The organism is uncultured Eudoraea sp. (genome assembly GCF_947490415.1).
GTDB lineage: Bacteria > Bacteroidota > Bacteroidia > Flavobacteriales > Flavobacteriaceae > Eudoraea.
Genome location: NZ_CANLGX010000004.1, coordinates 478,299 through 502,108 on the forward strand (window position 1 = coordinate 478,299; position 23,810 = coordinate 502,108).

Annotated in this window: 23 protein-coding genes and 1 tRNA gene; 10 read left to right on the plus strand and 14 right to left on the minus strand. The window is 36.2% G+C overall.

Going from position 1 to position 23,810, the window contains the following annotated elements; translation table 11 throughout:
* Window positions 1-66 precede the first annotated feature (66 nt).
* The 5 genes from Q0874_RS13320 to Q0874_RS13340 all read right to left on the minus strand — a co-directional run bounded on the left by Q0874_RS13320 (window position 67) and on the right by Q0874_RS13340 (window position 4,880).
* Complete coding sequence (locus tag Q0874_RS13320) at window positions 67-1,122, minus strand: response regulator (protein ID WP_299163990.1); 1,056 nt, start codon at window positions 1,120-1,122, stop codon at window positions 67-69.
* Window positions 1,123-1,177: 55 nt separating this feature from the next.
* Window positions 1,178-3,073 carry a PAS domain S-box protein gene (locus Q0874_RS13325; protein WP_299163871.1) on the minus strand — a complete coding sequence of 632 codons (1,896 nt, stop codon included), beginning with the start codon at window positions 3,071-3,073 and terminating at the stop codon, window positions 1,178-1,180.
* 48 nt (window positions 3,074-3,121) lie between these two features.
* The gene (locus Q0874_RS13330) at window positions 3,122-3,958 is read right to left on the minus strand and encodes a universal stress protein (protein WP_299163873.1); all 837 of its coding nucleotides are present in this window, start codon (window positions 3,956-3,958) and stop codon (window positions 3,122-3,124) included.
* 24 nt (window positions 3,959-3,982) lie between these two features.
* Window positions 3,983-4,282 carry a ribosome-associated translation inhibitor RaiA gene (gene raiA / locus Q0874_RS13335; protein WP_299163875.1) on the minus strand — a complete coding sequence of 100 codons (300 nt, stop codon included), beginning with the start codon at window positions 4,280-4,282 and terminating at the stop codon, window positions 3,983-3,985.
* Between the two features lie 160 nt (window positions 4,283-4,442).
* Window positions 4,443-4,880 (minus strand): doxx family protein, encoded by a 438-nt coding sequence (locus Q0874_RS13340; protein WP_299163876.1) that lies wholly within the window; start codon window positions 4,878-4,880, stop codon window positions 4,443-4,445.
* Between the two features lie 416 nt (window positions 4,881-5,296).
* On the opposite strand from Q0874_RS13340, the gene Q0874_RS13345 reads away from it, so the two are divergent.
* Genes Q0874_RS13345 through Q0874_RS13360 form a run of 4 tightly spaced genes read left to right on the plus strand, consistent with a single transcriptional unit; the run spans window position 5,297 to window position 9,091 of the window.
* The gene (locus tag Q0874_RS13345) at window positions 5,297-6,001 is read left to right on the plus strand and encodes a LytTR family DNA-binding domain-containing protein (RefSeq protein ID WP_299163878.1); all 705 of its coding nucleotides are present in this window, start codon (window positions 5,297-5,299) and stop codon (window positions 5,999-6,001) included.
* Window positions 6,002-6,038: 37 nt separating this feature from the next.
* Window positions 6,039-7,139 carry an efflux RND transporter periplasmic adaptor subunit gene (locus tag Q0874_RS13350; protein ID WP_299163880.1) on the plus strand — a complete coding sequence of 367 codons (1,101 nt, stop codon included), beginning with the start codon at window positions 6,039-6,041 and terminating at the stop codon, window positions 7,137-7,139.
* Window positions 7,139-8,401, plus strand: coding sequence for an FtsX-like permease family protein (locus tag Q0874_RS13355; protein WP_299163882.1), 1,263 nt, complete (start codon window positions 7,139-7,141; stop codon window positions 8,399-8,401). Before Q0874_RS13350 ends, Q0874_RS13355 begins: the two co-directional genes overlap by 1 nt.
* Before the next feature lie 9 nt (window positions 8,402-8,410).
* Window positions 8,411-9,091 carry an ABC transporter ATP-binding protein gene (locus Q0874_RS13360; RefSeq protein WP_299163884.1) on the plus strand — a complete coding sequence of 227 codons (681 nt, stop codon included), beginning with the start codon at window positions 8,411-8,413 and terminating at the stop codon, window positions 9,089-9,091.
* Window positions 9,092-9,108: 17 nt separating this feature from the next.
* Here Q0874_RS13360 and Q0874_RS13365 read toward each other — a convergent pair whose 3' ends face one another.
* Window positions 9,109-9,942, minus strand: coding sequence for a universal stress protein (locus tag Q0874_RS13365; protein ID WP_299163885.1), 834 nt, complete (start codon window positions 9,940-9,942; stop codon window positions 9,109-9,111).
* 147 nt (window positions 9,943-10,089) lie between these two features.
* Between Q0874_RS13365 and Q0874_RS13370 the strand changes: the two genes are divergently transcribed.
* Entirely contained in the window at window positions 10,090-10,539 is a 450-nt protein-coding gene (locus Q0874_RS13370) for a hypothetical protein (protein WP_299163887.1), read from the plus strand.
* Between the two features lie 132 nt (window positions 10,540-10,671).
* Window positions 10,672-10,755, plus strand: a tRNA-Leu gene (locus Q0874_RS13375).
* Window positions 10,756-10,811: 56 nt separating this feature from the next.
* Here the strand turns inward: Q0874_RS13375 and Q0874_RS13380 are convergent.
* Complete coding sequence (locus Q0874_RS13380; protein ID WP_299163888.1) at window positions 10,812-11,528, minus strand: DUF1080 domain-containing protein; 717 nt, start codon at window positions 11,526-11,528, stop codon at window positions 10,812-10,814.
* 11 nt (window positions 11,529-11,539) lie between these two features.
* Complete coding sequence (locus Q0874_RS13385; protein ID WP_299163889.1) at window positions 11,540-12,895, minus strand: Gfo/Idh/MocA family oxidoreductase; 1,356 nt, start codon at window positions 12,893-12,895, stop codon at window positions 11,540-11,542.
* A 176-nt stretch (window positions 12,896-13,071) separates the two neighbouring features.
* Here Q0874_RS13385 and Q0874_RS13390 point away from each other — a divergent pair, with 176 nt between their 5' ends.
* From Q0874_RS13390 to Q0874_RS13405, 4 genes are read left to right on the plus strand one after another with little or no spacing between them, the layout of a single operon-like run.
* On the plus strand, window positions 13,072-13,968 hold the full coding sequence (locus tag Q0874_RS13390) for a MerR family transcriptional regulator (RefSeq protein WP_299163890.1): 897 nt from the start codon (window positions 13,072-13,074) through the stop codon (window positions 13,966-13,968).
* Between the two features lie 21 nt (window positions 13,969-13,989).
* Complete coding sequence (locus Q0874_RS13395) at window positions 13,990-15,456, plus strand: NAD(P)/FAD-dependent oxidoreductase (RefSeq protein WP_299163891.1); 1,467 nt, start codon at window positions 13,990-13,992, stop codon at window positions 15,454-15,456.
* A gap of 10 nt (window positions 15,457-15,466) precedes the next feature.
* Window positions 15,467-16,306 carry a phytoene/squalene synthase family protein gene (locus Q0874_RS13400; RefSeq protein ID WP_299163892.1) on the plus strand — a complete coding sequence of 280 codons (840 nt, stop codon included), beginning with the start codon at window positions 15,467-15,469 and terminating at the stop codon, window positions 16,304-16,306.
* 1 nt (window position 16,307) lies between these two features.
* A complete protein-coding gene (locus Q0874_RS13405) occupies window positions 16,308-16,757 on the plus strand; it encodes a sterol desaturase family protein (protein ID WP_299163893.1) in 450 nt (149 codons plus the stop codon).
* A gap of 56 nt (window positions 16,758-16,813) precedes the next feature.
* On the opposite strand, the gene Q0874_RS13410 is transcribed toward Q0874_RS13405, so the two are convergent.
* From Q0874_RS13410 to Q0874_RS13435, 6 genes are all read right to left on the minus strand, one after another.
* Window positions 16,814-17,371: a TlpA disulfide reductase family protein gene (locus Q0874_RS13410; protein ID WP_299163895.1), complete on the minus strand. Its 558-nt coding sequence runs from the start codon at window positions 17,369-17,371 to the stop codon at window positions 16,814-16,816.
* Between the two features lie 2 nt (window positions 17,372-17,373).
* On the minus strand, window positions 17,374-17,931 hold the full coding sequence (locus tag Q0874_RS13415; RefSeq protein WP_299163896.1) for a TlpA disulfide reductase family protein: 558 nt from the start codon (window positions 17,929-17,931) through the stop codon (window positions 17,374-17,376).
* A 74-nt stretch (window positions 17,932-18,005) separates the two neighbouring features.
* A complete protein-coding gene (locus tag Q0874_RS13420; RefSeq protein ID WP_299163897.1) occupies window positions 18,006-20,273 on the minus strand; it encodes an aconitate hydratase in 2,268 nt (755 codons plus the stop codon).
* A gap of 246 nt (window positions 20,274-20,519) precedes the next feature.
* Entirely contained in the window at window positions 20,520-21,473 is a 954-nt protein-coding gene (locus Q0874_RS13425; protein WP_299163898.1) for a MoxR family ATPase, read from the minus strand.
* Window positions 21,474-21,477: 4 nt separating this feature from the next.
* Window positions 21,478-22,929 carry a peptidylprolyl isomerase gene (locus tag Q0874_RS13430; protein WP_299163899.1) on the minus strand — a complete coding sequence of 484 codons (1,452 nt, stop codon included), beginning with the start codon at window positions 22,927-22,929 and terminating at the stop codon, window positions 21,478-21,480.
* On the minus strand, window positions 22,913-23,806 hold the full coding sequence (locus Q0874_RS13435; RefSeq protein WP_299163900.1) for a peptidyl-prolyl cis-trans isomerase: 894 nt from the start codon (window positions 23,804-23,806) through the stop codon (window positions 22,913-22,915). Before Q0874_RS13435 ends, Q0874_RS13430 begins: the two co-directional genes overlap by 17 nt.
* Between the last annotated feature and the right edge of the window lie 4 nt (window positions 23,807-23,810).

Consider the following 23,810-nt stretch of genomic DNA (forward strand, 5'->3'; position numbering starts at 1 on the left):
ATTACAATCACCAAAAGAACCCTAAAATGATTAGAATCATGTTCGCCACCTTTTGGAATTAAAAATTTAATAAGGTATCCTTTGTAACCGATCCATATCTAAAATTTTAATATCTCTATCCTTAATCTCAATTATACCCTCTTTCTTGAAGGTAGATAAGGTTCTTATCAGGGTTTCTGTAGCCATTCCGGCAACGCTTGCAAGGTCACTCCTTAAAACATGAATATTTCCGGCTTCATCTTCCTGCAACTTTTCGGCAAATTTAAGTAAGGTAGACGCAGTTTTTTTTCGCACGGAACCGTATGCCATTTCTAACAACTGCTCTTTGATCTGTACAAGGTTTTCGGATAAAAGTTGTAATAACTCCATTACCAATTCCCCATTTTGCTCCAAAATCACTTTTAATTGATCTTTGTGTAAACCAATTAGGACAGAATCCTCCATGGCAGTTGCGTATTCCTGGTACGGTATATTCTTGGTGAAACTGGTGAATCCAAAAAAATCATCTGCTTTGTAAATTCCTGTGATCAACTCCTTCCCCTGTTCATCCAGTTTATGAGTTTTGACGTTCCCCTTTATCACCAAATATACTAAATTTGAGTTGTCGCCTTCCCTGTAAATTGAATCCCCCAAATGAAACCTGAACTCCTCACCATTGTCATCAATAAAATTCTTCAGCTGATGAATACTCTTAACCCGGGCTTCACTTGACAAATCATCGTATAACTTTTCTTGTTGCGCTTCTTTTAGAATGTTGATCTTGGCTATTCTGCTTTCAATAGCACCAATAAGTTCTGCTTCTTCAAATGGTTTAGTCAGGTAGTCATCCGCACCCATATCCATACCATGTCTAACATCCTTTCGTTCTGTTTTAGCAGAAAGAAATATAAAGGGAATTGCCTTGGTCTTATTGTACTTAGACAAAGCATCTAAAACGCCATATCCATCTAACTTTGGCATCATTATATCGCAAATGATAATGTCTGGGTGACTAGTTTTGGCAACCAATACTCCCTTTTCGCCGTCAGGAGCGGTAAGCACTTTGTAATTTGCTAATTCCAATAATTCGGCTGTATTCTCCCTTAAAGCAGTATCATCCTCAATTAATAAAACCTTTTTGATCATAATAGTTTTTATTACGGTTTATAAAGAACCCTTTGGTTTAAAACAAAATTAGCTAGTCTTCTTTGCGATTGTAATAAATAGGCAGCACTACCGAGAATGTACTCCCCTTGTTTTCCAAACTTTTAAAGCTAATTTTCCCTCCCAGGTTCTCAACATGCGATTTTACAATATTTAGTCCTATGCCGGTACCTTGAGTCAACAGTACGTTGTCTGCCCTATAGTAAAGGTTAAATATATGCTTTTGGTCCTCTTTTGGAATACCTATACCCTTGTCAATGACATGGAAGCAAATATCATCTCGATTAATATCAATCTGCAAATCTATTTCAGATTCTTCAGGAGAATACTTAATGGCGTTATGCAACAAATTGGTTAACACCAATGAAATAATTTTCTCATCCTGGTGTATTGTAAGATCCTCTATATTAATAGGGTAATTAATTTTTTGACCTGTTTTTAATAACATATTCGCATTGTAAATCACTTCATTAACAACTTTACTAAGCGAAAAATCATTAAGTCTATAAACTTCTTTCCCTTTCTCCATTCGCTCAATAGATAAAAAATCATTCAATATTCCGGTAAGATGATGTACACCGGTTTTTATTGAATTTAAATGTTTATCCCTCATATCCTGATCTTCGGTAGTTTTATATTTACCAACCAGGGTAGCCGAAGTAAGAATAGTGCTTAAAGGAGTTTTAAACTCGTGAGAAACCATCGAAAGGAATTTGGTCTTTAGTTTGTTCAGTTCTTGTTCTTTGACCAAAGCTGCCTTGAGTTCCTTGGTTCTTAATGCAACTGTTTTTTCGAGTTTTTGAGTATAATTTTTTCGTTCAGAAATATCCAGGACAATGGCTACTATCAATATCTTATTACCAAGAATGGAGGATTGCAAATGAATTTCAGCAGGATATGTTGTTCCATCCTTGCGCCTAAACTGTGTTTCAAATGTAATTTTCTTTTTACTACTCAACTGTAAGGGATCTAGAATTTCCCTGAACCGATCTTCAGTAATACCCACAATAAGATCCGTTATTGTTAATCTTTTAATTTCTCTAATGGTATATCCGGTATTCTTCTGCGCACCATAATTTACGTGTGTAAACCTTAGTGTTACGACATCAAAAACATAAATTTCATTAAGTGATTCATCAAAAATATTTAAGAAATGTCTTATCTCTTCTTCGGCTTTTACACGGTTGGTTACATCATTTTGAATTCCTACAAAATGTGTGATCTTACCTTCCTGATTTAGGATTGGATTAATAGAGACTTCATTCCAGAATAAGGTGCCGTCTTTTTTATAATTCCTCACCTGCACCTGGCACCTTTTACCCGCTTCTATGGCCTTGTGCATTATTTTAACGCCTCTTTGGTCATTATCATCTTTCTGGAGGAACCTGCAATTTCTATTCAGGACTTCAGATTCTGAATACCCCGTAAGTTTCCTAAATGCCTTGTTCACATATATTATAGGATGATCCTCTTTTAATGCATCTGAAATAACAATACCGTTTTGGGTAGCCTCTAAAGCCTCACTTTTTATATTTAAGTTTTCTTCAACCTCCTTTCTTTCCGACAAATCATAGACCAGTGCCAGAACATAGGTTCTTTCATAAATTGTAAAGGGATTAAACTTTACGGTCAAAGGAAATTCCTCGCCAGATTTTTTACGTCCCTGCACACAACGCCCACCAGCCATTGAATCTTTCTTTGTGCGCTTGTAGTATTTTTTTAGATGCTCTTTATGGACATTTTTATACTTATCAGGAATTATTTCAGAAAGTGGCTTCCCTAAAAGTTCATCATGGGAAAAATCAAAGAGACGTGCTGCTTTTTTGTTTATAGAGACAATTAGCTGCTCCTGATTTACCACTAATATTCCCTCCGATACAGCTTCGGAAAGTAGATGGAATATATTAATATTTTTATCAAAAACATGCATCTATTAAGCTATGGAATTAATATTCCGAAAGTAAAATGTAAGCTTTAACTAGACCTTAAAAGTAATCACCGGTAAATTTGCGTGATTCACCACATCTTCACCAATGCTGCCTTTAAAAAAATGCGCTATTCCGCTTCTTCCATGGGTAGGAATAGCGATTAAATCTGCTTGTATATCATTCGCATGGTTAAATATGCCTCTTTCAATTGAATAATCGGAGACATAGATCATTTCAGTATCTGAAGGAACCGGACCATTATGAGCTACTTTAAGGAAAAAGTCTGCTTTCTTTTTTATCTCCCCGGAACTCAAGAATTCTTCATTAGGTAAATTTACATATACCAGATGAAGCTTAAGGTCCCATTTGGCAAAAAGAGCCCTTGCAGTATGGTATGCTTTTATACTCTCTACCCGAAGATCACAAGCAAAAACAACTAACTTAGGAGCGAATAAAGGAGAAGGTTCTTTTATGACCAATACCGGAATATCAGAAGAGCGCACTACCTTTTCCGTATTTGAACCAACAAAAATCTCACTAACCCCGCTTGCCCCATGTGAGCCCATAATTATCAAGTCAATGTTGTTTTCCTTGGCTACCTGATTAATCTCACTGAAGATCTTATAGTTTTGAACCATTTCGGTAATCTTAACACCTTTTAAAAATGGCTTATCTAAAAAAGTTTCGTACCGCTTCCTGGCCAATTTCATATAAAAATGAGCCTCTGCGGCTTCATCAGATTCACTTTTGGTTAAGTAGGCTTCAGACAGACCCATCATATGAAGTACAATAATCTCTGCACTAAAATCCTTTGCCAGTTTTGCCGCAACTTCAAGCGCATATCCTGCATGTTCCGAAAAATCTACCGGGACTAATATTTTTTTCATAGTCATTTATTTAAAATATCCTATTCAATACTTTTTAAAGATTTCTTTTCTCTTTTTGAGCTGGTTTTCCAATTCTTTTATTGTAGTGGCCGCGGCCTTTTCAAAATTATCCTGATTAGATTTAGCAAATAATCTCGGGCCGGGTGCACTTAATCGTATTTCGCATATTTTACCTGAACCAGAGGGGTCATTTTCTAATTTAAAAAAGACATCCGCTTTGATGATCCAATCATATTTATTTGCCAGTTTTTCTAATTTTGAAGTTACAATAGCACTCATAGAATCACTCGTTGGCATTTGAACATATTGAATATTTATTGTCATAATTATACTATTTAGAGTTTGTAATAAAGATCGTACCATGCACCATGGTAAACTATGACATTTATCATTGTTGATAGTTGTCTAGCTATAATAATTACCAAATGCTATCCTCTAAATTAGAGATACTAATTAACCTGACCAAAAACAAAGCGGTAGTAGATTATGACCTAAGTTTATTGCTCTCTTTAAGCAAGACAATAAGTGCTCCAAGTATAATTACATTTTTAATAATATACTGACCCAAAAGAGTAAGACTGAATGGAGCCTGCGAGAATACAAGATCAGGGAAAAAAAGAAATGGCAAGAACGTCAGGATAATATGGACCAATGCCAGTTTTAGAGCAAATTTTTCAAAAAGGTGGCCTATTAGTAACAATCCTATCACCGTTTCCCAAATTGCAAGTAAGATAATTGATATTTCAGGAGCCAAAAATCCTAATGTCAACCGACTTATTGTGGCCTTTGCAAGTTCTTCAGCCGGACTTATACCTGCGAAGAATTTCAGCATACCAAACCACAGATATACAATACCAATAGTTGCCGAAATTAAATTGATTTTTGTATTCCTACCTATCAAACGTACTACTAATTCCTTCATAATTTTTCTAAAAGAAGCTAAACTATATACTGCAATTGAGATAAAAAGTGACATATGTCATTTTTCACTATTTATTTTTCATTTACTATACTCATTTTACCATATGCAGGGTTTTCTGCCAGGTAATTCATTAAATAGACCGGATGATTGCTTGTGCTAGGGTATTCGAAAAGTGTAAACTTAACAAACAGGAGAGGCTATTTTGATCATTATTTTCAAGTCTTACCATCAGGATTTTCAATTCTTACCATCAGGGGTGTGTTTTTCTGACCAGGCGGGTAACAGTTGCTACAATGATCAAAGTCATTTGTGTTAATTAACAATGCACGTAGTTTTGTTTTTTTAACAGATAAGCATCAGAGATCTTAGAACTATTTCGAGCACTGTTACAATCATCTTTGTTAATTGGTATTGTTATGAGAAATTTACCCTTGAAGACATTAGTTGTAGAAAATTCAAAAGTGCACTGCAAAATCATAGCCGGGATGGTGAAAAATCATAATGATCTGAATTTGGTAGCTGCATGCAGTAATGCCATAGACGCCAATAGAATCATTAAAAACCATAACATAGATTTAATTCTTCTTGATATTGAAATGCCTTTTATTAATGGTTTCGATCTTCTCGAGGCTTTGGATCAGAAAATACAGGTGATAATAATATCCGGTAATTCAAATAATGCCCTAAAAGCATTTGATTATGGCGTCAGAGATTTTCTGTTAAAACCTTTAAATAGTGATCGTTTTGACAATGCAATACGAAAAGTGGTAACCAATAACAAGCGAAATGAAATTGAAGAAGACAAGGAATTTTTGATGGTGCGGAGTCATTTGAAAAATAAAAAGGTTAGTCTAAAAGAAATTAAATGGGTGGAGGCCTTTGGCGATTACGTAAAAATAATCACAGACAAAGAAAAAGTAATTGCTCTGAGTACAATGAAATCAATCTCCGACAAGTTACCGAATGACAGATTTCTTAGGATTCATAGATCATATATTGTAAATTTAAACAAGATAGAAAAATATGGCTGTACAAGTGTGGAGATAGATGATCATCAAATACCCATGAGTAAAAAGCAAAAACCCAAACTTGAATTTATTTTGGAAAATTTTGATAGTTAACAAGATAAATCATACCCGACAAATCAAAATAAGTTTGATGAGATGCGTTTCTTTTTCTTTTAGAATTTTATTTAGTGTAGCATTGATCTTTGCCTTTTTCGGCTGTAATGATGGTCCGGAAAAAATATTACCTTCCAAAGTAACCATTACAGAATCTGTTTATTCTTCCGTTACCATTCAACCTGATAGCCTTTATCAGGTATACGCGGCGGTAGGCGGTATTTTGGATAAAATTTTTGTTGACGAGGGCGATTCAGTTACCAAAGGCACACCAATAGCTCAAATTATCAACAATACCCCTAAGCTAAATACCGAAAATGCCAAGTTAAATCTCGAATTAGCAAGAGAGAATTACAGCGGCAGCAATGCCATTATAAGGGCGTTAATTGATGAAATAAATGCAGCTGAACTTAAGTATAAAAATGATTCTATAAATTTTACAAGACAAAAAAATCTTTGGGAACAGAATATAGGATCAAAGGTGGAATACGAAAATCGAAAACTGGCATATGAATTATCAGCTAATAGTTTGGCTTTGCTAAAAGGTAATTTTGAACGAACTAAGTCAGAGTTAAAAACTAAATTAAGGCAGGCCGAGAACAATTACAAAACCTCTATGATTGCAACTGAAGATTTTACAGTTCAAAGTAAAATTAATGGAAAGCTTTATGCTCTTTACAAAAATCAGGGGGAAATTATTAGTACAATGGAACCTATAGCAGCTATTGGAAGTGCCGATGATTTTGTAATTGAAATGTTAGTTGATGAGGTTGATATTGTTAAGCTGAAAATTGGTCAAACAGCTTTAATTACTCTTGATGCCTACGGGTCAAAAGTATATTCTGCAATCATTAACAAGATTTATCCCAGGAAAGATGAACGATCCCAGACTTTCAAAATTGAAGCTGTATTCGTAGATACTCCGGAAGTCTTATATCCCGGATTGTCAGGAGAAGGCAATATTATAGTTTCTCAAAAGGAAAATGCCCTGACCATCCCTAAGGATTATCTTATAGGTGAAAACCAAGTGAAAACTGAAATGGGAATTATAGAAATAGTTACAGGGATACAAGATATGGAACGTATTGAAGTTCGATCTGGTCTGGATGCTGAAACCTACGTATTAAAGCCGGAATAATGACAAATTGGAAAGTCATACTAGGTATTGCCAAAACGCATTTGTTAACCAAGATGAAGTCTACCGTAACGGCTTCGCTTGGAGTTACTTTTGGCATTGGGGCCTATATAACGTTGGTAAGCTTTATGACTGGTTTGAATGGAATGTTAGATGATCTTGTTCTTAACCAGACCCCACATATTCATGTGTATAATGAAATTGAACCTTCAGCGGAACAACCAATTTCTTTATATGAAAAATTTGACGGAGGCTTAAATGTTATACACTCCATCAGGCCTAAACAAAGTCAGCTGAAAATACATAATGCCCTTCCGATATTACATTATTTAAAAGAACATGAAAATGTAAAGGGGGCAACACCTCAACTCCGTTCCCAGATATTTTATTTATCAGGCTCCATTGAGCTTGGCGGGAATCTTGTGGGCGTTGATATTATGGAGGAAGTGCGCTTATCAAATATCCAGGAATATATTGTCGAAGGGAGCCCAGAGGCACTCAGGAATACGGACAATGGAATTTTACTCGGTTCGGGCCTAGCCAAGAAGATGTCATTAAGTGTCGGAAACAGAGTGCAGATCAGCACTGTAAAAGGCACTGTTTTTCCCTTGAAGATTGTTGGGATCTATCAAAGCGGTATTGCGGAAATAGACAATGTTCAAAGTTTTGCAAATCTTAAAACCGTACAAAAAATACAAGGAGAAGCCGAAAATTATGTTACCGATATCAATATAAAACTCCATGACATCTCGGAATCCGTACCTATGGCCAGGCAGTTAGAAAGACAGTTTAAAATTAAAGCCACGGATATTAATGAAGCAAATGCCCAGTTCGAAACGGGTACTAATATTCGAAATATCATTACATACGCAGTTTCAATAACTCTACTAATTGTTGCGGGCTTTGGAATCTACAATATTCTGAATATGCTTATTTATGAAAAAATGAAAGACATAGCCATTCTTAAGGCAACTGGATTTTCGGGTAGGGATGTGCAACTTATATTTATGAGTCAAGCTATGATAATTGGTGTTTCCGGGGGAATTGTTGGCTTAATAATAGGCTTTTTTTTATCAAGAATTATTGATAACATACCATTCGAAACCGAGGCGCTTCCAACTATAAGTACTTTTCCGGTAAATTATAACCCCGGCTATTACGTCATTGGAATTATCTTTGCACTTGTTTCCACATTTATTGCCGGTTACTTACCCTCCAATAAAGCTAAAAAAATAGATCCCGTGCGCATAATTCGCGGAACTTAATTCACAATTATGGGAACTGTCCTGGAAACTAAAAATATTAATAAACATTTTAGAAAGCCCGTAGATTTTCATGTCTTAAAAGATATAAGCTTTAATGTGAAAGAAGGAGAGTTTGTATCCATTATGGGCAAGTCCGGTTCCGGTAAATCCACCCTGCTTTATATCCTTTCTACTATGGATACTGACTATGAAGGCGAATTATTTTTAAATGAGGAACTCATCACAGGGAAACACCATAAGGAATTGTCGCAAATAAGGAACAAGCATATCGGGTTTGTATTTCAGTTTCATTATTTGCTATCAGAATTCAGTGTGCTTGAGAATGTGATGCTGCCTGCTAAAAAATTGGCCTCTAAAACCTATGAAGAAATTGAACATGATGCCATGGAAAAATTAAATATGTTGAACATCGGAAATTTGGCAAATAAAAGAGCCTCAAGGGTTTCCGGAGGTGAAAAACAACGTGTGGCTATTGCCAGAGCACTTATCAATAATCCGGATATTTTAATGGGCGATGAGCCCACAGGTAATCTCGACAGTTATAATGCCGAAAATGTCTTCCAGATATTTAAGAGGTTAAAGGAAGAGGAGGGGCTTTCTTTATTGGTTGTTACACATGATTTAGATTTTGCAAAACGCACAGATCGGATCATAGAAATGGAAGATGGTAAAATTCTTAACCCTATTTGAATTGCAGTATCCCAACTTTAGGGATTAAAGCAAAGTATCGGAATAGTGACTAAGGTCTCCATTTTTTTCACAATATCTTTATTAAAAATAGCAGCAAAGAGACCCTTATTTTCTCTTTCCAACATACCTAATATATCTGCATTCTCATCTTTAATATGCATTCTTAATCCCTGTTCAATACTATTAGCCAGTACCATGTGAAAACTTATTTTTTTGTACTGCACCTGAACTTCCAATAGTTCTTTAAACCATTCCATTTGTTGCATGGCTGCATATTCTTCCATTGTAGGGATATGAACCACTTCTATTTCGGCTTCGTAATATTCTGCTATCGCAGACAATTTTTTTATTGCAATAATATCAGAAGATTCAAAATCACTGGCATAAACAATTTTATTTAACTTTTTGTAACTATAATGGGGAGGAATTATTAGTAATGGACACAGTTTCTTATCTATTAATTTATTAGCAATATTCCCGCTTAAGAAACCTCTGGCAGAGTGTTCACTTTTCATTCCTATGACTAGCAAATCAATCTTATCTTTATTTATTCGATCAATAATTCCTTTGCTTATTGAAGCATTTTGGGCAACTTCACAAATTAGTTGATTTTTGCTAAGATTTTGGTCAAGGTTTTTTATGCAATAGTCTTCCAGCATTTCTTTTTGCTCGATCATTGATAAATTATGTAATTGTTCAGACGACCTAATACTAGATGTTCTTACGGGTGGAACATCATATATGTGAAATACAATCAGTTTGGCATTTAAAGTATCGCTGAGATTCTTTGCATAATTTAATGTTGAGATCGAATTTTTGGTACAATCCGTAGCATAGAGAATAGTGTCCATCACAAATCATTTAAAGATTATGTCAATTTACCTCAATCTGGCTTTGAATAATATGACATTGGTCACAAAAGCTTCACATGACTTATATCATAAAAAATAGCCTTTAACTGAACTACTTTTAAGATCCAAACTAAAAGTCAATTTATCATGGATAACAACAATAAATCAACTCAGGAAAATACTTTTGAAGCGGTAAACTGGCAAGAACTTTATATCCTTACCGATCATTGGAAGTCAGATCTGAACTTCTATAAAGATGACCTCAGGTTTTTACATCATTTGATAGAGAAATATATTATTTGGATTACAAAAGACGACAACCTTAACTTGGTACAAGAAATAAAGAAAAATCTTTTTGAGATTCGGAATGAAGGTATTGACTTAATGAAGGAGGTAATCTCACACCAGAGCAATTTGGGACTTATGGTAGAAAATCCGGTTCAGAGTTCAAACCCACAATTTGTGAAAGATCATGAAGCCCTGGAAGATAAAATTTCAAAATTCGTCAAATCGTTCAGATCCAATCGAAAAGAAGTATTTAAAATTACAGAATACATCATAGACAGCGAGAAGTTACCAAATATTCTTAAATCCTAATCCAGTACAATAATCTTTAGATATCTTCATAAACAGTTTTGATAATTGTTGATTTCTGATGCACTAAGTAACCGCGATTAATCTTCCAAATAGAAATACTTCGCTATATTTGCACCGCAATTTTAGTATAATGCCCACGTGGTGAAATTGGTATACACGCTACCTTGAGGGGGTAGTGTTCGAAAGGACGTGCTGGTTCGACTCCAGTCGTGGGCACAAAAAAACTGCTTCTGTTAAAAAAGGAGCAGTTTTTAGATTTAAGGTATAAAAATTTATAAACGCCTTACCCTTACATTTCTGAACCATACGCCTGCACCGTGGTCCTGAAGAGCTAAATAGCCATCATTGGTTTTGCCGTAATCAGGATATTCATTCCATTTACCGCTATTGCGTTTTTCTAACCAATCTTGCGAGTTTTTATCAAATTCAACAATTTTCTGACCATTAAGCCAATGTTCAGCCTTGCCCTTATTAAAAACAATCTTACTTGTATTCCATTCCCCTACTGGTTTCAGGGTTTTGTTTTCATTAGCTACATGCATAGCATAATTGGCGCCGGTCTTTTGCCAGTCTTCAATGGGTTCTTCAAAACCTACATCATCCAATATCTGGTATTCCGGTCCGGTTTCATAAGGTGAATGATATATGGTATCTTCCACAACATGATAAAAAGCACCGCTATTGCCCCCTTTGGATATTTTCCATTCAAAAGCAAATTCAAAATTATCATATGTTTCAGTACTAATGATATCACCTCCAACATCTCCCCCTTCTCCAAAACATTCTATCACCCCATCTTTAATTGACCAATTTGATGGAAGGGAATCCTGGTTGTAGCCCCTCCAGTCAGACGTTTCCATGAGTTCAATCCATTCACTGGTTACTATTTGATCTTCTTTTGCGGCAGGTGTTTCTGCTTTCTTCTTCTCTGTGTCCTTGCAGGCTCCAATTAAGAGCACCAAACCAATAATTATTATTCGCAGTTTCATAATCTTCAAATTTAAAGTAGTTTCATCCCAACAGGATCCCATTTTATCGCTTTATCTAAAAAATAACTATCGTTACAGGCTAAAGCGGGTGCCGCCGCGCGATAACCAAATACAGCGTCTTCAGATACAGCTTTACCTCCTCTGATAGCATTGAACCAATTAGAAAAATGATCATAGTGGGCTCCATTATATCCTTCCTCTGCTTCAAAAACAATCTCTTCCTGAGGAAGCATCTTTTTCCTTGAACTGGCACTTCCAGTTTGTGACGCCTTGGCCTGTAAAAATGGATCGTTGTCAAATTGCTCATTATTCCTCCTTAAAATCACCTTTCTCCATTGGACATCCATAGATCCCTCGCTACCAACAATTCTTAGATAAGTTGTTCCAGAGGTACCATCAACAAAATTACAACGCAATGAAAGATTAAAAGGAGGGTGTTCTTCAGAATCGGGATAATCGAATACCCCCAGAAGTACGTCCGGAACTTCCCTGCCGTCTTTCCAATAGCGCAATCCCCCGGATGAATAAATTTGATTAGGACCTTTTGATTTGGTAATAAAATGAAGGCTGGAAAAAAGATGAACAAAAAGATCACCTGACATCCCTGTGCCATAATCTTTATAGTTTCTCCATCTGAAAAAACGCGTAGCATCAAAAGGTCGTTTATTGGTATTCATCAAAAAGGTATCCCAATCTACGGTTTTAGGAGAAGCATCCTTGGGAATATTATATTGCCAGGCGCCTGTTGGGCTCCTCCTTGCCCAAAAACCTTCCGCATAATTAATATCGCCAATTGCTCCCTGAGCCAATAACTCTTTAGCCTTTTCATTTCCGAGTGAAGACATTCCCTGACTACCCACCTGGAATACCATTCCCGTCTCATTCTGAGCTTTTATAACATCATGCCCCTCGTCTAAAGAATGGACCATAGGCTTTTCACAATAAACATGTTTACCTGCGCGCATGGCGTCTATTGAAATCTGTTTATGCCAATGATCCGGTGTTCCAATAATAACCGCATCCACATCTTTCCTGGCTAATATTTCCTTGTACTGTTTGGTTGTAAACAAATCTTTACCCCATCTTTCCCTGGCTCTTTCAAGATGCCCATCATAAAGATCACAAACTGCAACTAGTTTTACACCATCGTGTTTTAAGGCTGTAATTGTATCCTCAGATCCCATACCCCCGGCCCCTATAAGAGCAATTTGTATATTACTGTTTGCGCTATATTTTTTTCTGCTCAAATAAGAAATATTCGGGATTGTTCCGGCACCGATGATTGATGGTGTGCTGGCCAAAGCCAGAGTTCCGGCTCCGATTCTCTTTAAAAACTGCTTTCTGGTTTGGGTGGTTCTTTTTGACATAGTATTCTATGATTAGCGAAGCTAAATATATCCATTTATTATAGAATTTTTAAAATTTTCACAGCATAAACTAAAAAAAATGATCCCTTTGCGGATTACTTCAGAAAAAATTAACGAAACTATTGAATACTTCCGCTTATAAAATTGTAGATTTGTTTAAAGATTATTCACAAAACATGAACAATGTAAAAAAATCTTTTAGTATTCGGGATTTGGAAAACCTGTCCGGTATAAAAGCACATACTATTCGAATCTGGGAAAAAAGATACGGGCTATTGTCGCCCGAGCGAACCAGTACCAACATCAGGACCTATAGCCTGGCAAGTCTTCAGAAATTGCTCAATATTACCCTTCTCTATAATAACGGTTATAAAATATCTAAGATTGCAAAACTCCAAGAATCAGATATTCCACTGATAGTCAGGGAGATTACGGCCAAAAGCAGCACTAAAAATCATGCGATAAATGCCTTTAAACTATCCATGATTAACTTTGACCTGTCATTATTCCAAAATACCTATAGTAGCCTACTTGCGGAAAAATCATTTCGAGATATTTTTTGGGAATACTTCATTCCTTTATTAAATGAACTTGGATTATTATGGCAGACAGATACCATTAGCCCGGCACATGAGCATTTTATTACTAATTTGATTAAACAGAAGATTTACACGAGTACCGAGAAATTACAGTTGATGGAACCGACTAACGATGAAAAGGTATTCGTTCTATTTCTGCCTGAAAATGAAATTCATGAAATTGGGCTGCTATTTATTAATTATGAAATTATTCTTCATGGTTACAAAACTATTTATCTGGGTCAGACTATGCCTTTAGAAAATTTGGTAGACCTGGAAAATTATTATAATAATATCCATTATTTGTCTTACTTTACTGTGGTACCAAACAAGGACAAATTAGAGAAATACATTGCTGACTTTACAAAATATTTAAACCAGCATAATTCCAATTTATGGATTTTAGGCAGGCAAATTCAACACATAAATAAAGAAAAACTTCCGCCACACATTCGTACCTTTGACTCTATTGAACAATTGTCTAAAGCATTATAAAACACAAATAGCAGTCAAACCATGAATAGCAACAAACAAAAAGTTGTAATCATTGGATCGGGGTTTTCATCCCTTTCGGCCTCTTGCTATCTGGCTAAAAAAGGCTTTAATGTTAGTCTTTTTGAAAAGAACGATACAGTGGGTGGAAGAGCCAGACAACTCATTACTGAAGGGTTTACCTTTGACATAGGTCCTAGTTGGTATTGGATGCCGGATATTTTTGACCGATTCTTTGCAGATTTTGGCAAACAAACCTCAGACTATTACCAATTGGATAAATTAAGTCCTGCTTATAAAATTTTCTTTGAGGACGATGTTATAACGATCGGGGACTGCATGAATAAAATTTGCGAGGAATTTGAACGAATTGAAAAAGGCAGTTCCAAGCATCTTAAAACATTTATTGCCAAGGCTCAAAAAAATTACAATATTGCCATTAATGAAATAGTCTATCGTCCCGGGCTTTCACCCTTAGAGCTAATAACGAAGGATACCATAATAAGAGTAGACCAATTCTTTAAAACAATAAGTCAGGAAGTCCGAAAAAATTTTAAAAACCCGAAACTTATTTCCACACTGGAATTTCCTGTGTTATTTCTTGGAGCAAAGCCCAGTAACACCCCGGCGTTTTATAGTTTTATGAATTTTGCAGATTTTGGACTCGGAACCTGGCATCCCAGAGGAGGAATGTACCAGATAATTATTGGAATGAAAACTTTAGCGCTGGAATTAGGGGTTGCAATTCACACGGATAGCCCAGTAGAAAAGATCGTTGTACGTGAGGGTAAGGCAACTGGGATATTAGTGAATTCTGAAATAATTGATGCAGATATGGTATTAAGTGGTGCCGATTATCATCATACAGAAACCCTGTTGGATAGCCCTTATCGGCAATATTCTGAAAAATATTGGCAAAGAAAAACCTTTGCACCTTCCTCTTTACTATTTTTTATTGGATTTGATAAAAAATTAAAAAATATTGAACATCATAATCTCTTTTTTGACACAGATTTTAGTGAACATGCCTCTGAGATTTATGACAATCCTAAATGGCCAACAAGACCATTATTTTATGCAAACTTCCCTTCTGTAACAGATAAAACCATGGCGCCAGATAATAAAGAAACCGGGTTCTTCCTGATTCCCATAGCCCCAGGCTTAGAGGATACTCAAGAACTTAGGGATCAATATTTTGATATTATATTGAAAAGATTCCAGGAGCGTACAGGGCAGCTTGTTGAAAATAATATTATATTTAAAAAGTCTTTTTGTGTGAATGACTTTAAGGAACAGTATAACTCTTATAAAGGAAATGCCTATGGTATGGCAAATACATTATCACAAACGGCATTTATGAGACCCGGTTTGAAGAGCAAAAAGGTTAATAATCTATTTTTTACCGGGCAATTAACAGTCCCCGGGCCAGGAGTTCCTCCTTCTTTGATTTCGGGAAAATTAGTTTCCGAATTGATGGAGAAAAATAATTAATAGTTAGTAGATGAAAGCAATTTTCGATCATATTTCTTTTGAATGCAGCAAAATTGTAACCCAGTCGTACAGTACATCCTTTTCGCTCGCTACAAAGATGTTATCCTCCTCCATAAGGAGTGACATTTACAACATATATGGTTTTGTTCGATGTGCAGACGAAATAGTCGATGCTTTTCATGACTATGACAAAGAATCATTGTTTAACAAATTTGAAGGGGATCTTGAGGCAAGCTTAAATGACCAAATAAGCCTGAATCCTATATTAAATGCCTTTCAACATACTTACCATAAATACAAAATTCCACATCATTTGGTAATGTCATTTATGAAAAGTATGAGAATGGATCTCAAGAAAAGCGTTTATAGTACGGAAGCAGAATTTAAAGAATATATTTATGGATCTGCGGACGTTGTAGGCCTAATGTGTCTTCGCGTTTTTGTTAAAGGAGACGATGAGCGTTATGAAGCACTAAAGGCTTCTGCCATGGCTTTAGGGTCTGCGTTTCAAAAGGTTAACTTTCTCAGAGACCTTAAGGCAGATTATGAGCATTTAAATCGTTCTTATTTTCCAAATACCAACCTCCTGGAATTAGATGAAACGTCTAAACTAAGGATTGTTGAAGAGATCAAAGCAGATTTTAAAATGGGATATGACGGAATAGTTGAGCTTCCTAATGAAGCAAAATTTGGTGTTTATACTGCCTATAAATATTATTATAAATTGCTGAACAAGTTACAAAAAACACCGTCTTTGGAAATTAAAAATGCCAGAATACGGGTTCCTAACTATCAAAAATTCGGACTTCTTGCAAAGTCTTATGTAAATTATAAACTGAACTTATATTAGCATGAAAATTGTAATTTGGATTTTAGTTTTCCTTGGCACCTTCGGTTTTATGGAGTTTATGGCCTGGTTTACTCACAAGTACATAATGCATGGGTTTTTATGGGTTTTGCACAGTGATCATCATAAAAAAGATCATGGTTCCTGGTTTGAACGCAATGATGCATTCTTTATTTTTTATGCAGTTGTTAGCATGACCTTCTTTTATTTAGCATCCTATACGTCTTTCTGGTACGGTTGGCCCTTAGGCTTTGGAATTATGGCGTATGGTGCAACTTATTTTTTAGTTCATGACATTTTTATTCACCAACGGTTTAAAATGTTTAGAAATGCAAATAACTGGTATGCCAAAGGTGTACGGCGAGCACATAAAATGCACCATAAGCATATTGGTAAAGAAGATGGAGAGTGTTTTGGTATGTTGTTTGTTCCTTTTAAGTATTTTAAGAAATAAATAGTCTTAAATAATTATCCGGTATAACAGTCAATTCCTACGCTTCCAAGTTTTTATTATTTTAAGAGACCATCCAATAAAATATGAACGCTTTCTGAGTTCCAATCAGCAGATCCTGTCTCTGCTATAACAATATTCCCTTTTTTATCAATGATAAACGTTGTTGGCAAAGCCGGGGAATAAAGGGTTTTTGGTGTAAATCCAGATTCGAAATAAACCGGTAAATTATAATTTTTCTTTGTTATGAAGTTCGACACCTTTTCTTTTTTATCCCGGGCAATAAATAAAAATGTGACCTTTTCCCCATAGTCGTTATACAACAGTTGTAAACCGGGCATTTCTGCAACACACGGTGGACACCAGGTAGCCCAAAAATTTATAAATATAACATCACCCTTGTAATCTTTGAGATTCACCACAGTACCTTTTGAATTTACCAGTTTAAAATCATAATCCTCTAAAAACTGCTGAGCTCTCTCTTCAACAGGAACAGGATTATGAGATATTAACCTGTTAAGATATACTTTGGCGTGAAAACCTATCGGTGTAAAAAAATAAAGCGCCAATAATAGAATTATCGCAATATTGATTAGCTGTGTCCTTTTTAATTTCACTTCTATTTTGTTAGTTCATTGAGCAGATTATAGATTGTATTATTATCCCAATCGGCAATTCCTTTTTGTTTTACGCGAATATTGCCCTCTTTATCAATTATGTATGAAGAAGGCGGCTCAAGAATAGCCAAGGGAGATCTCTCACCAATAATAAGATAGGTTACCGGAAAAGTAAATTTATTTTCTTTCATAAACTCTTCTACGGGAAGTCTCTCTTCATCAGTTATAATATAGAAATCGACCTTATTCTTATATTTATCATAAAGATTCTGTATACTTTTAAGTTCTGCCGCACAGGGCAATCGCCATGAAGCCCAGAAATTTATAAAAACTACATTTCCTTTGGATTTTTCAAAATTGAAGAACTCCCAATTCGCATTTTTTAACTTCCAGTTGTAATCCGATATTTGTTGTTGTTCTGCAACTTCAATTACCTCCGGACGAAAGGAAAATATTTGGTTCAATAAAATTTTACCATAATACCCAAGTGGAGTCACAAAAAATGAAAGCACGAAAGCCATGAATAGTATATTGAGTATGGTTTTCCTACTTACTTTCATATTATTGTTGATTGACAAAACTAAATAACTCCCGAGAAATATCGGGAGTTACTTTACTTAATTACAGTTGCGAATTATGCCGCATTATCCTTCTTTATAACATTAAGAGCGGAGCCTTGGTGAAACCATTCAATCTGCTGCAGATTGTAGGTGTGTTTCGCCTGGATTAAATCCTTGGTACCATCTGCATGTACAACTTCAATAGTCAATGGTTTATCTGGTGCAAATTCTTTAATATCAATGAAGTTAAAAGTGTCATCTTCCTGAATAAGGTCATAGTCACTTTCATTAGTAAAAGTCAATGCTAACATCCCCTGTTTTTTCAGATTGGTTTCGTGAATACGGGCAAAAGACTTTACAAGGACCGCCGCTACACCCAAATGTCTGGGTTGCATAGCCGCATGTTCACGGGAAGATCCTTCACCATAATTGTGGTCACCAACTACAATGGTCTTTATACCTTTGGCCTTATACGCTCTCTGCGTATCCGGCACACCACCATATTCTCCATTCAATTGGTTTTTTACAAAATTGGTCTTTTTGTTAAAGGCATTTACAGCGCCGATCAAAGTGTTATTAGCAATATTATCAAGGTGACCTCTGTATCTAAGCCATGGGCCAGCCATTGAAATATGGTCTGTAGTACATTTACCAAATGCTTTAATCAGAAGCTTCATGTTTTGAAGACTATCCGAAGAAATTGGGACAAATGGTTCCAAAACCTGCAGCCTTTCAGAATCTTTTGCTACAATTACTTCAACCCCACTGCCATCTTCATCAGGAGCGAGGTACCCCGCATCATCAACCTCAAAACCTTTTGGAGGTAATTCAATTCCCTCTGGTTCTTTTAATTTAATTTCCTTTCCATCTTCATTTAAAAGTGTATCGTTCATAGGATCAAAATCCAATCTTCCAGAAAGCGCAATGGCTGCTACCATTTCGGGAGAACCTACAAAGGCATGCGTGTTGGGGTTACCATCTGCTCTTTTAGAGAAATTTCGGTTAAAAGAATGCACAATAGTGTTTTTCTCCTCCCCTTTGAGATCACTTCTGTCCCATTGTCCAATGCAAGGACCACATGCGTTGGTGAAAATGGTTGCCCCCAGATTTTCAAATATCTGCAATAGGCCGTCTCGTTCAGCAGTAAATCTGATTTGTTCTGATCCCGGATTGATTCCAAAATCGGACTTAGGTTTTATATTATTGTCCACCGCCTGTTTTGCAATAGATGCAGCCCTGGTTAAATCTTCATAGGAAGAATTGGTACATGACCCAATAAGGCCCCAGTCAACCTGAATAGGCCAGTCATTTTTCCTGGCTTTAGGACCAAGTTCACCTACAGGAGTGGCCAAATCTGGTGTAAAAGGACCGTTAAGATGAGGTCTTAGATCATTTAAATTAATTTCTATAAGTTCATCGAAGTACTTCTCCGGTTCCGCATAGACCTCTGAATCTGCTGTCAGATACTCCTTTACTTCATTCGCCGCATCGGCAATATCACTTCTGTCTGTTGCACGAAGATATCGTTCCATAGAGGCATCATAACCAAAGGTGGAGGTAGTAGCACCTATTTCTGCACCCATATTACATATCGTGCCCTTTCCGGTACAAGAAAGGTTCTTAGCCCCTTCACCAAAATATTCTACAATTGCTCCGGTTCCCCCTTTTACAGTTAGAATACCAGCAACCTTTAATATCACATCTTTAGCAGAAGTCCAACCTGAAATTTTACCCGTGAGCTTGACACCAATTAATTTTGGAAACTTCAGTTCCCATGCCATGCCTGCCATAACATCTACGGCATCTGCTCCTCCAACACCAATAGCCAGCATTCCCAAGCCTCCCGCATTTACAGTATGTGAGTCTGTTCCTATCATCATACCTCCAGGAAAAGCATAGTTTTCTAAAACTACCTGATGAATAATTCCAGCTCCTGGCTTCCAAAAACCTATTCCGTATTTATTAGAAACGGATTCTAAAAAATTGAATACCTCAGCACTTGCAGTATTGGCAGTTCTTAAATCAATAGCCGCCCCGCTCTTAGCCTGGATTAAATGATCGCAATGTACCGTAGTTGGAACTGCAACTTTAGGTTTACCCGCCTGCATAAATTGCAGAAGTGCCATCTGAGCAGTTGCATCCTGACATGCCACTCTATCCGGTGCAAAATCTACGTAATCCTTACCTCTTCTAAAAGCTTTTGTAGGTTGACCCTCCCAAAGATGGGCATATAATATTTTCTCGGAAAGTGTTAATGGTCTTCCAACTATATCACGAGCCTTGTCAATACGCTCAGCAATATTGGCGTAAACCCCTTTAATCATGTCAATATCAAATGCCATTATTTTGAGTTTTTTCTGTTAATTGAATTCCGTAAAATTAGTAAAATACACGTGGTAAAGGAAATTTTTAGAATGGGATTACATATTAATTGTGGATATATGATAATTAATTTTCAAATCCATCCTACTTTAAGAAAAACAGGAAATCAGATTTCCTATGCATATGAGAATCTTTACTTTTTAAAACCTTCAGACCGATACGAAAAATGACCATGTTTCTTCTTTATTAAATGTCCTCGAAAGATGTTAAAGAAGTTTATTTACAATATCTTCCTCCGAGATACCTTCGGCCTCTGCCTTATAATTCTTAATTATCCTATGTCTCAGAATTCCCATTGCCACAGCCTGCACGTCTTCTATATCAGGGGAGAACTTGCCATTAATTGCAGCGTGGGCCTTGGCCCCTAAAATTAGGTTCTGAGAAGCCCGTGGTCCGGCACCCCAATCCAGGTATTGTTTTACATAATCCGAAGAAGTCTCTAATCCCGGTCGGGTACTGCTTACCAATTTTACCGCATAATCCACAACATTGTCCGGAACAGGTATTCTTCTAACCAAATGCTGAACTTCCAGAATCTCTTCTGCATTAAATAAGGGATTCACTTCAGGGAATTCATCATTGGTAGTTGTTTTAACTACTTGTGTTTCTTCTGCAATAGATGGATATTTTAACTCTATTGCAAACATAAATCGATCAAGTTGCGCTTCCGGAAGGGGATAAGTACCTTCCTGTTCAATAGGGTTTTGTGTAGCTAGAACAAAATACGGCCGGGAAAGTTTATGTTGTACTCCCGTTATTGTTACTGCTCTTTCCTGCATGGCCTCTAAAAGAGCTGCTTGTGTTTTAGGTGGTGTTCTATTAATCTCATCTGCAAGAATTATATTGGCAAAAATAGGCCCTTTAATAAATTTGAAATTCCTATTCTGGTCTAATATCTCACTACCTAATATATCGCTAGGCATCAGATCAGGTGTAAATTGTATTCTCTTAAAGTCGAGTCCCAAAGTACGGGCAATTGTATTTACCATTAAGGTTTTGGCTAAGCCCGGCACACCAATCAGCAAGGAATGACCCCCTGTGTAGATAGATAAAAGAATTTGGTCAATTACCTGGTCCTGCCCTACAATTATCTTAGCTATTTCTTTTTTTAAAGCCCTGTGCTTGGCTACTAAATTGTTGATTGCTGTAACGTCAGACATCCGGTTATTCCTTTACCCAATTATTGGCAAATTCACAATCTCTATTATCTCCGCCAACACTTACATAAGTATCTGCAATATGATCATTAAGCCATTTCCTAATAGTACTAAACTGCTTATCTCTTAGTGCAAGTTCCTGAATTTTAATATAGTCTTGAGCAAAAGTTGCCTCATGCTCATCATATCTATTACTAACCATCAAAATTTTATACCTGGGGGGACCTCCATTTGGATCCTGCTCCAGGGTAGGTTGCGATATTTCGTTGTCCTTTAAGTTCCTTACCTGATTATATAAAGATGGATCCATCTTCGTGAGTTCAAAACGCGAATCAAAATTAATTGGATTTCTTAATAACCCTCCGTCAAACTTAGTTTCTTTTTCATCTGAAAAATTCAATGCCGCTTCGGCGAAAGTATATTTACCTTCTATCAAATGCTTTCGTATCGTATCCAACTCAATTCTGGCTTTATCGATAGAAGATTGAGGTATCTCTGGTTGCAACAGAATATGACGCAAATCTAGCTCCTGTCCTCTTATCTTTTCAATATATATAATATGGTACCCAAAATCAGTTTCAAATGGTTCAGAAATTTCACCCTGGCGCAAACTAAAAGCCACATCCTTAAATTCTTTAACAAAAGGGGTTTCCCTTGTCATGCTGTAAAAACCGCCTTTGGACTTGGAGCCGGGATCCTGTGAATATAAGATTGCCTTAACGCTAAAACTGGCATCATTATCTTCACAATCTGCCTTTATTTCATTTAACTTATTAATTGTTTTTTGTTTTTCCTCTTCAGGAATTTCAGGTATCTTAACTATCTGTGAAATTTCAAGTTCTGCACCAAAAACAGGTTTTTCATCCTCGGGAATTTTATTAAAAAATTGTCTTACTTCCTCTGGGGTAACTTCAATTTCACTGATGATTTTTTGCTGCATTTTCTCCGACAACATTCTCAACTTATTAATATTGTACAATTCTTCCCGGAAATCTTCAACACTCTCCTTATTATAAAAATTTAGGACTTTTTCCATAGATCCCACCTGCTGCACCAATTGCTGCATTTGACGGTCACTGGTGGCATTTACCTCATCATCAGACACCAAAATACTATCCTGCACGGCTTGATGGGCATATAAACGGTCTTCCATTAATTTCCCCAATAAACCACAGTGCGTAATATCGTCCATAGCAGCTCCCTGGCTGCGCAAATCTATCAGCGTTTTTTCAATATCGGAGTCCAGGATCAGGTAATCCCCAACTACGGCCGAAATACCATCTAGCTTTATCCTCTTAAAAGTGTTTACGGTATCTTTTTTTACATCTATATCAGCTACCACAACAGTTTCTGGCGGTTCTATTTGAGTATCAGGGATAGAATCATTTTCCTGTGCTTCTACACTGACAAAAACGATAAAAAAGCATAAAACGAATAATACGCTATTCCTGTTTGTCATACACTTCAAATATTTTTTCCTTGGTTGCTTCATCTATAATTTCTGTTTCCAGTTTTCTTATGTAGTCTAATTTTCTTCTATTAAGAAGTACTTGTCTTATGGTAGGTTCGACGTACGAGAGTGGCGCAATTTCATTAACGTCAAGCACATCGTTTATCTTTGTCAAATATACCCCCATTGCATCCTCTAATTCAAAAAATTGTGATTTTTTTAAGTATCTGTCTTCATTATCAATATTCAAGGGAGGTATTTCTTCAATCACCCTTGATGCAGAAACCCAAAGTGAGTCATTAAAATTAAGCTTTTTAAATTGCACTCCTATGGAATCCAAATATCTAATGTCTTCCTCATTAAATCTTCTTAAGCTCTCTGTTACTTCTTTTGTATTAAGAAACTGCAGGGGTAATTGAATAAACCTGAGTTTAATGATTTTTTCCTTGAGCTTGAAATTCTCCTTCTCTTCGTCGTAAAACCTGTTTAATTCTTCCTGAGAGATTAGTGTATCTTCTGCCTGATTTATCAAAGCTTCTTTATAAGCCCTTGTATATAGGTCTGTGCGGTAATTAGACACCAATTGTTCAAATTCGGTGATCTTTTCATCGGGTAAATTAATCTTGGCTTTTTCTAAAAGTATTTGTTTTGTTGCCCAATTATTTATGTAATTGGTAACCATAGATGCACTATCCTGTTTTGTGATATTTTCGCCAAGAACAACCTCTACCTCATCCCAATATAAATAAGTATCCCCTACTCTGGCTAAGGGTTTTTCATTACTATCATTCTTCAAAAAAGAATTACAGGAAAATAAAAAGGCTGCCAATGCTATTATTATCGCATATATTCTGATACCTTTTGTCTGTAGGTTTAAAAAGTGCATTTGA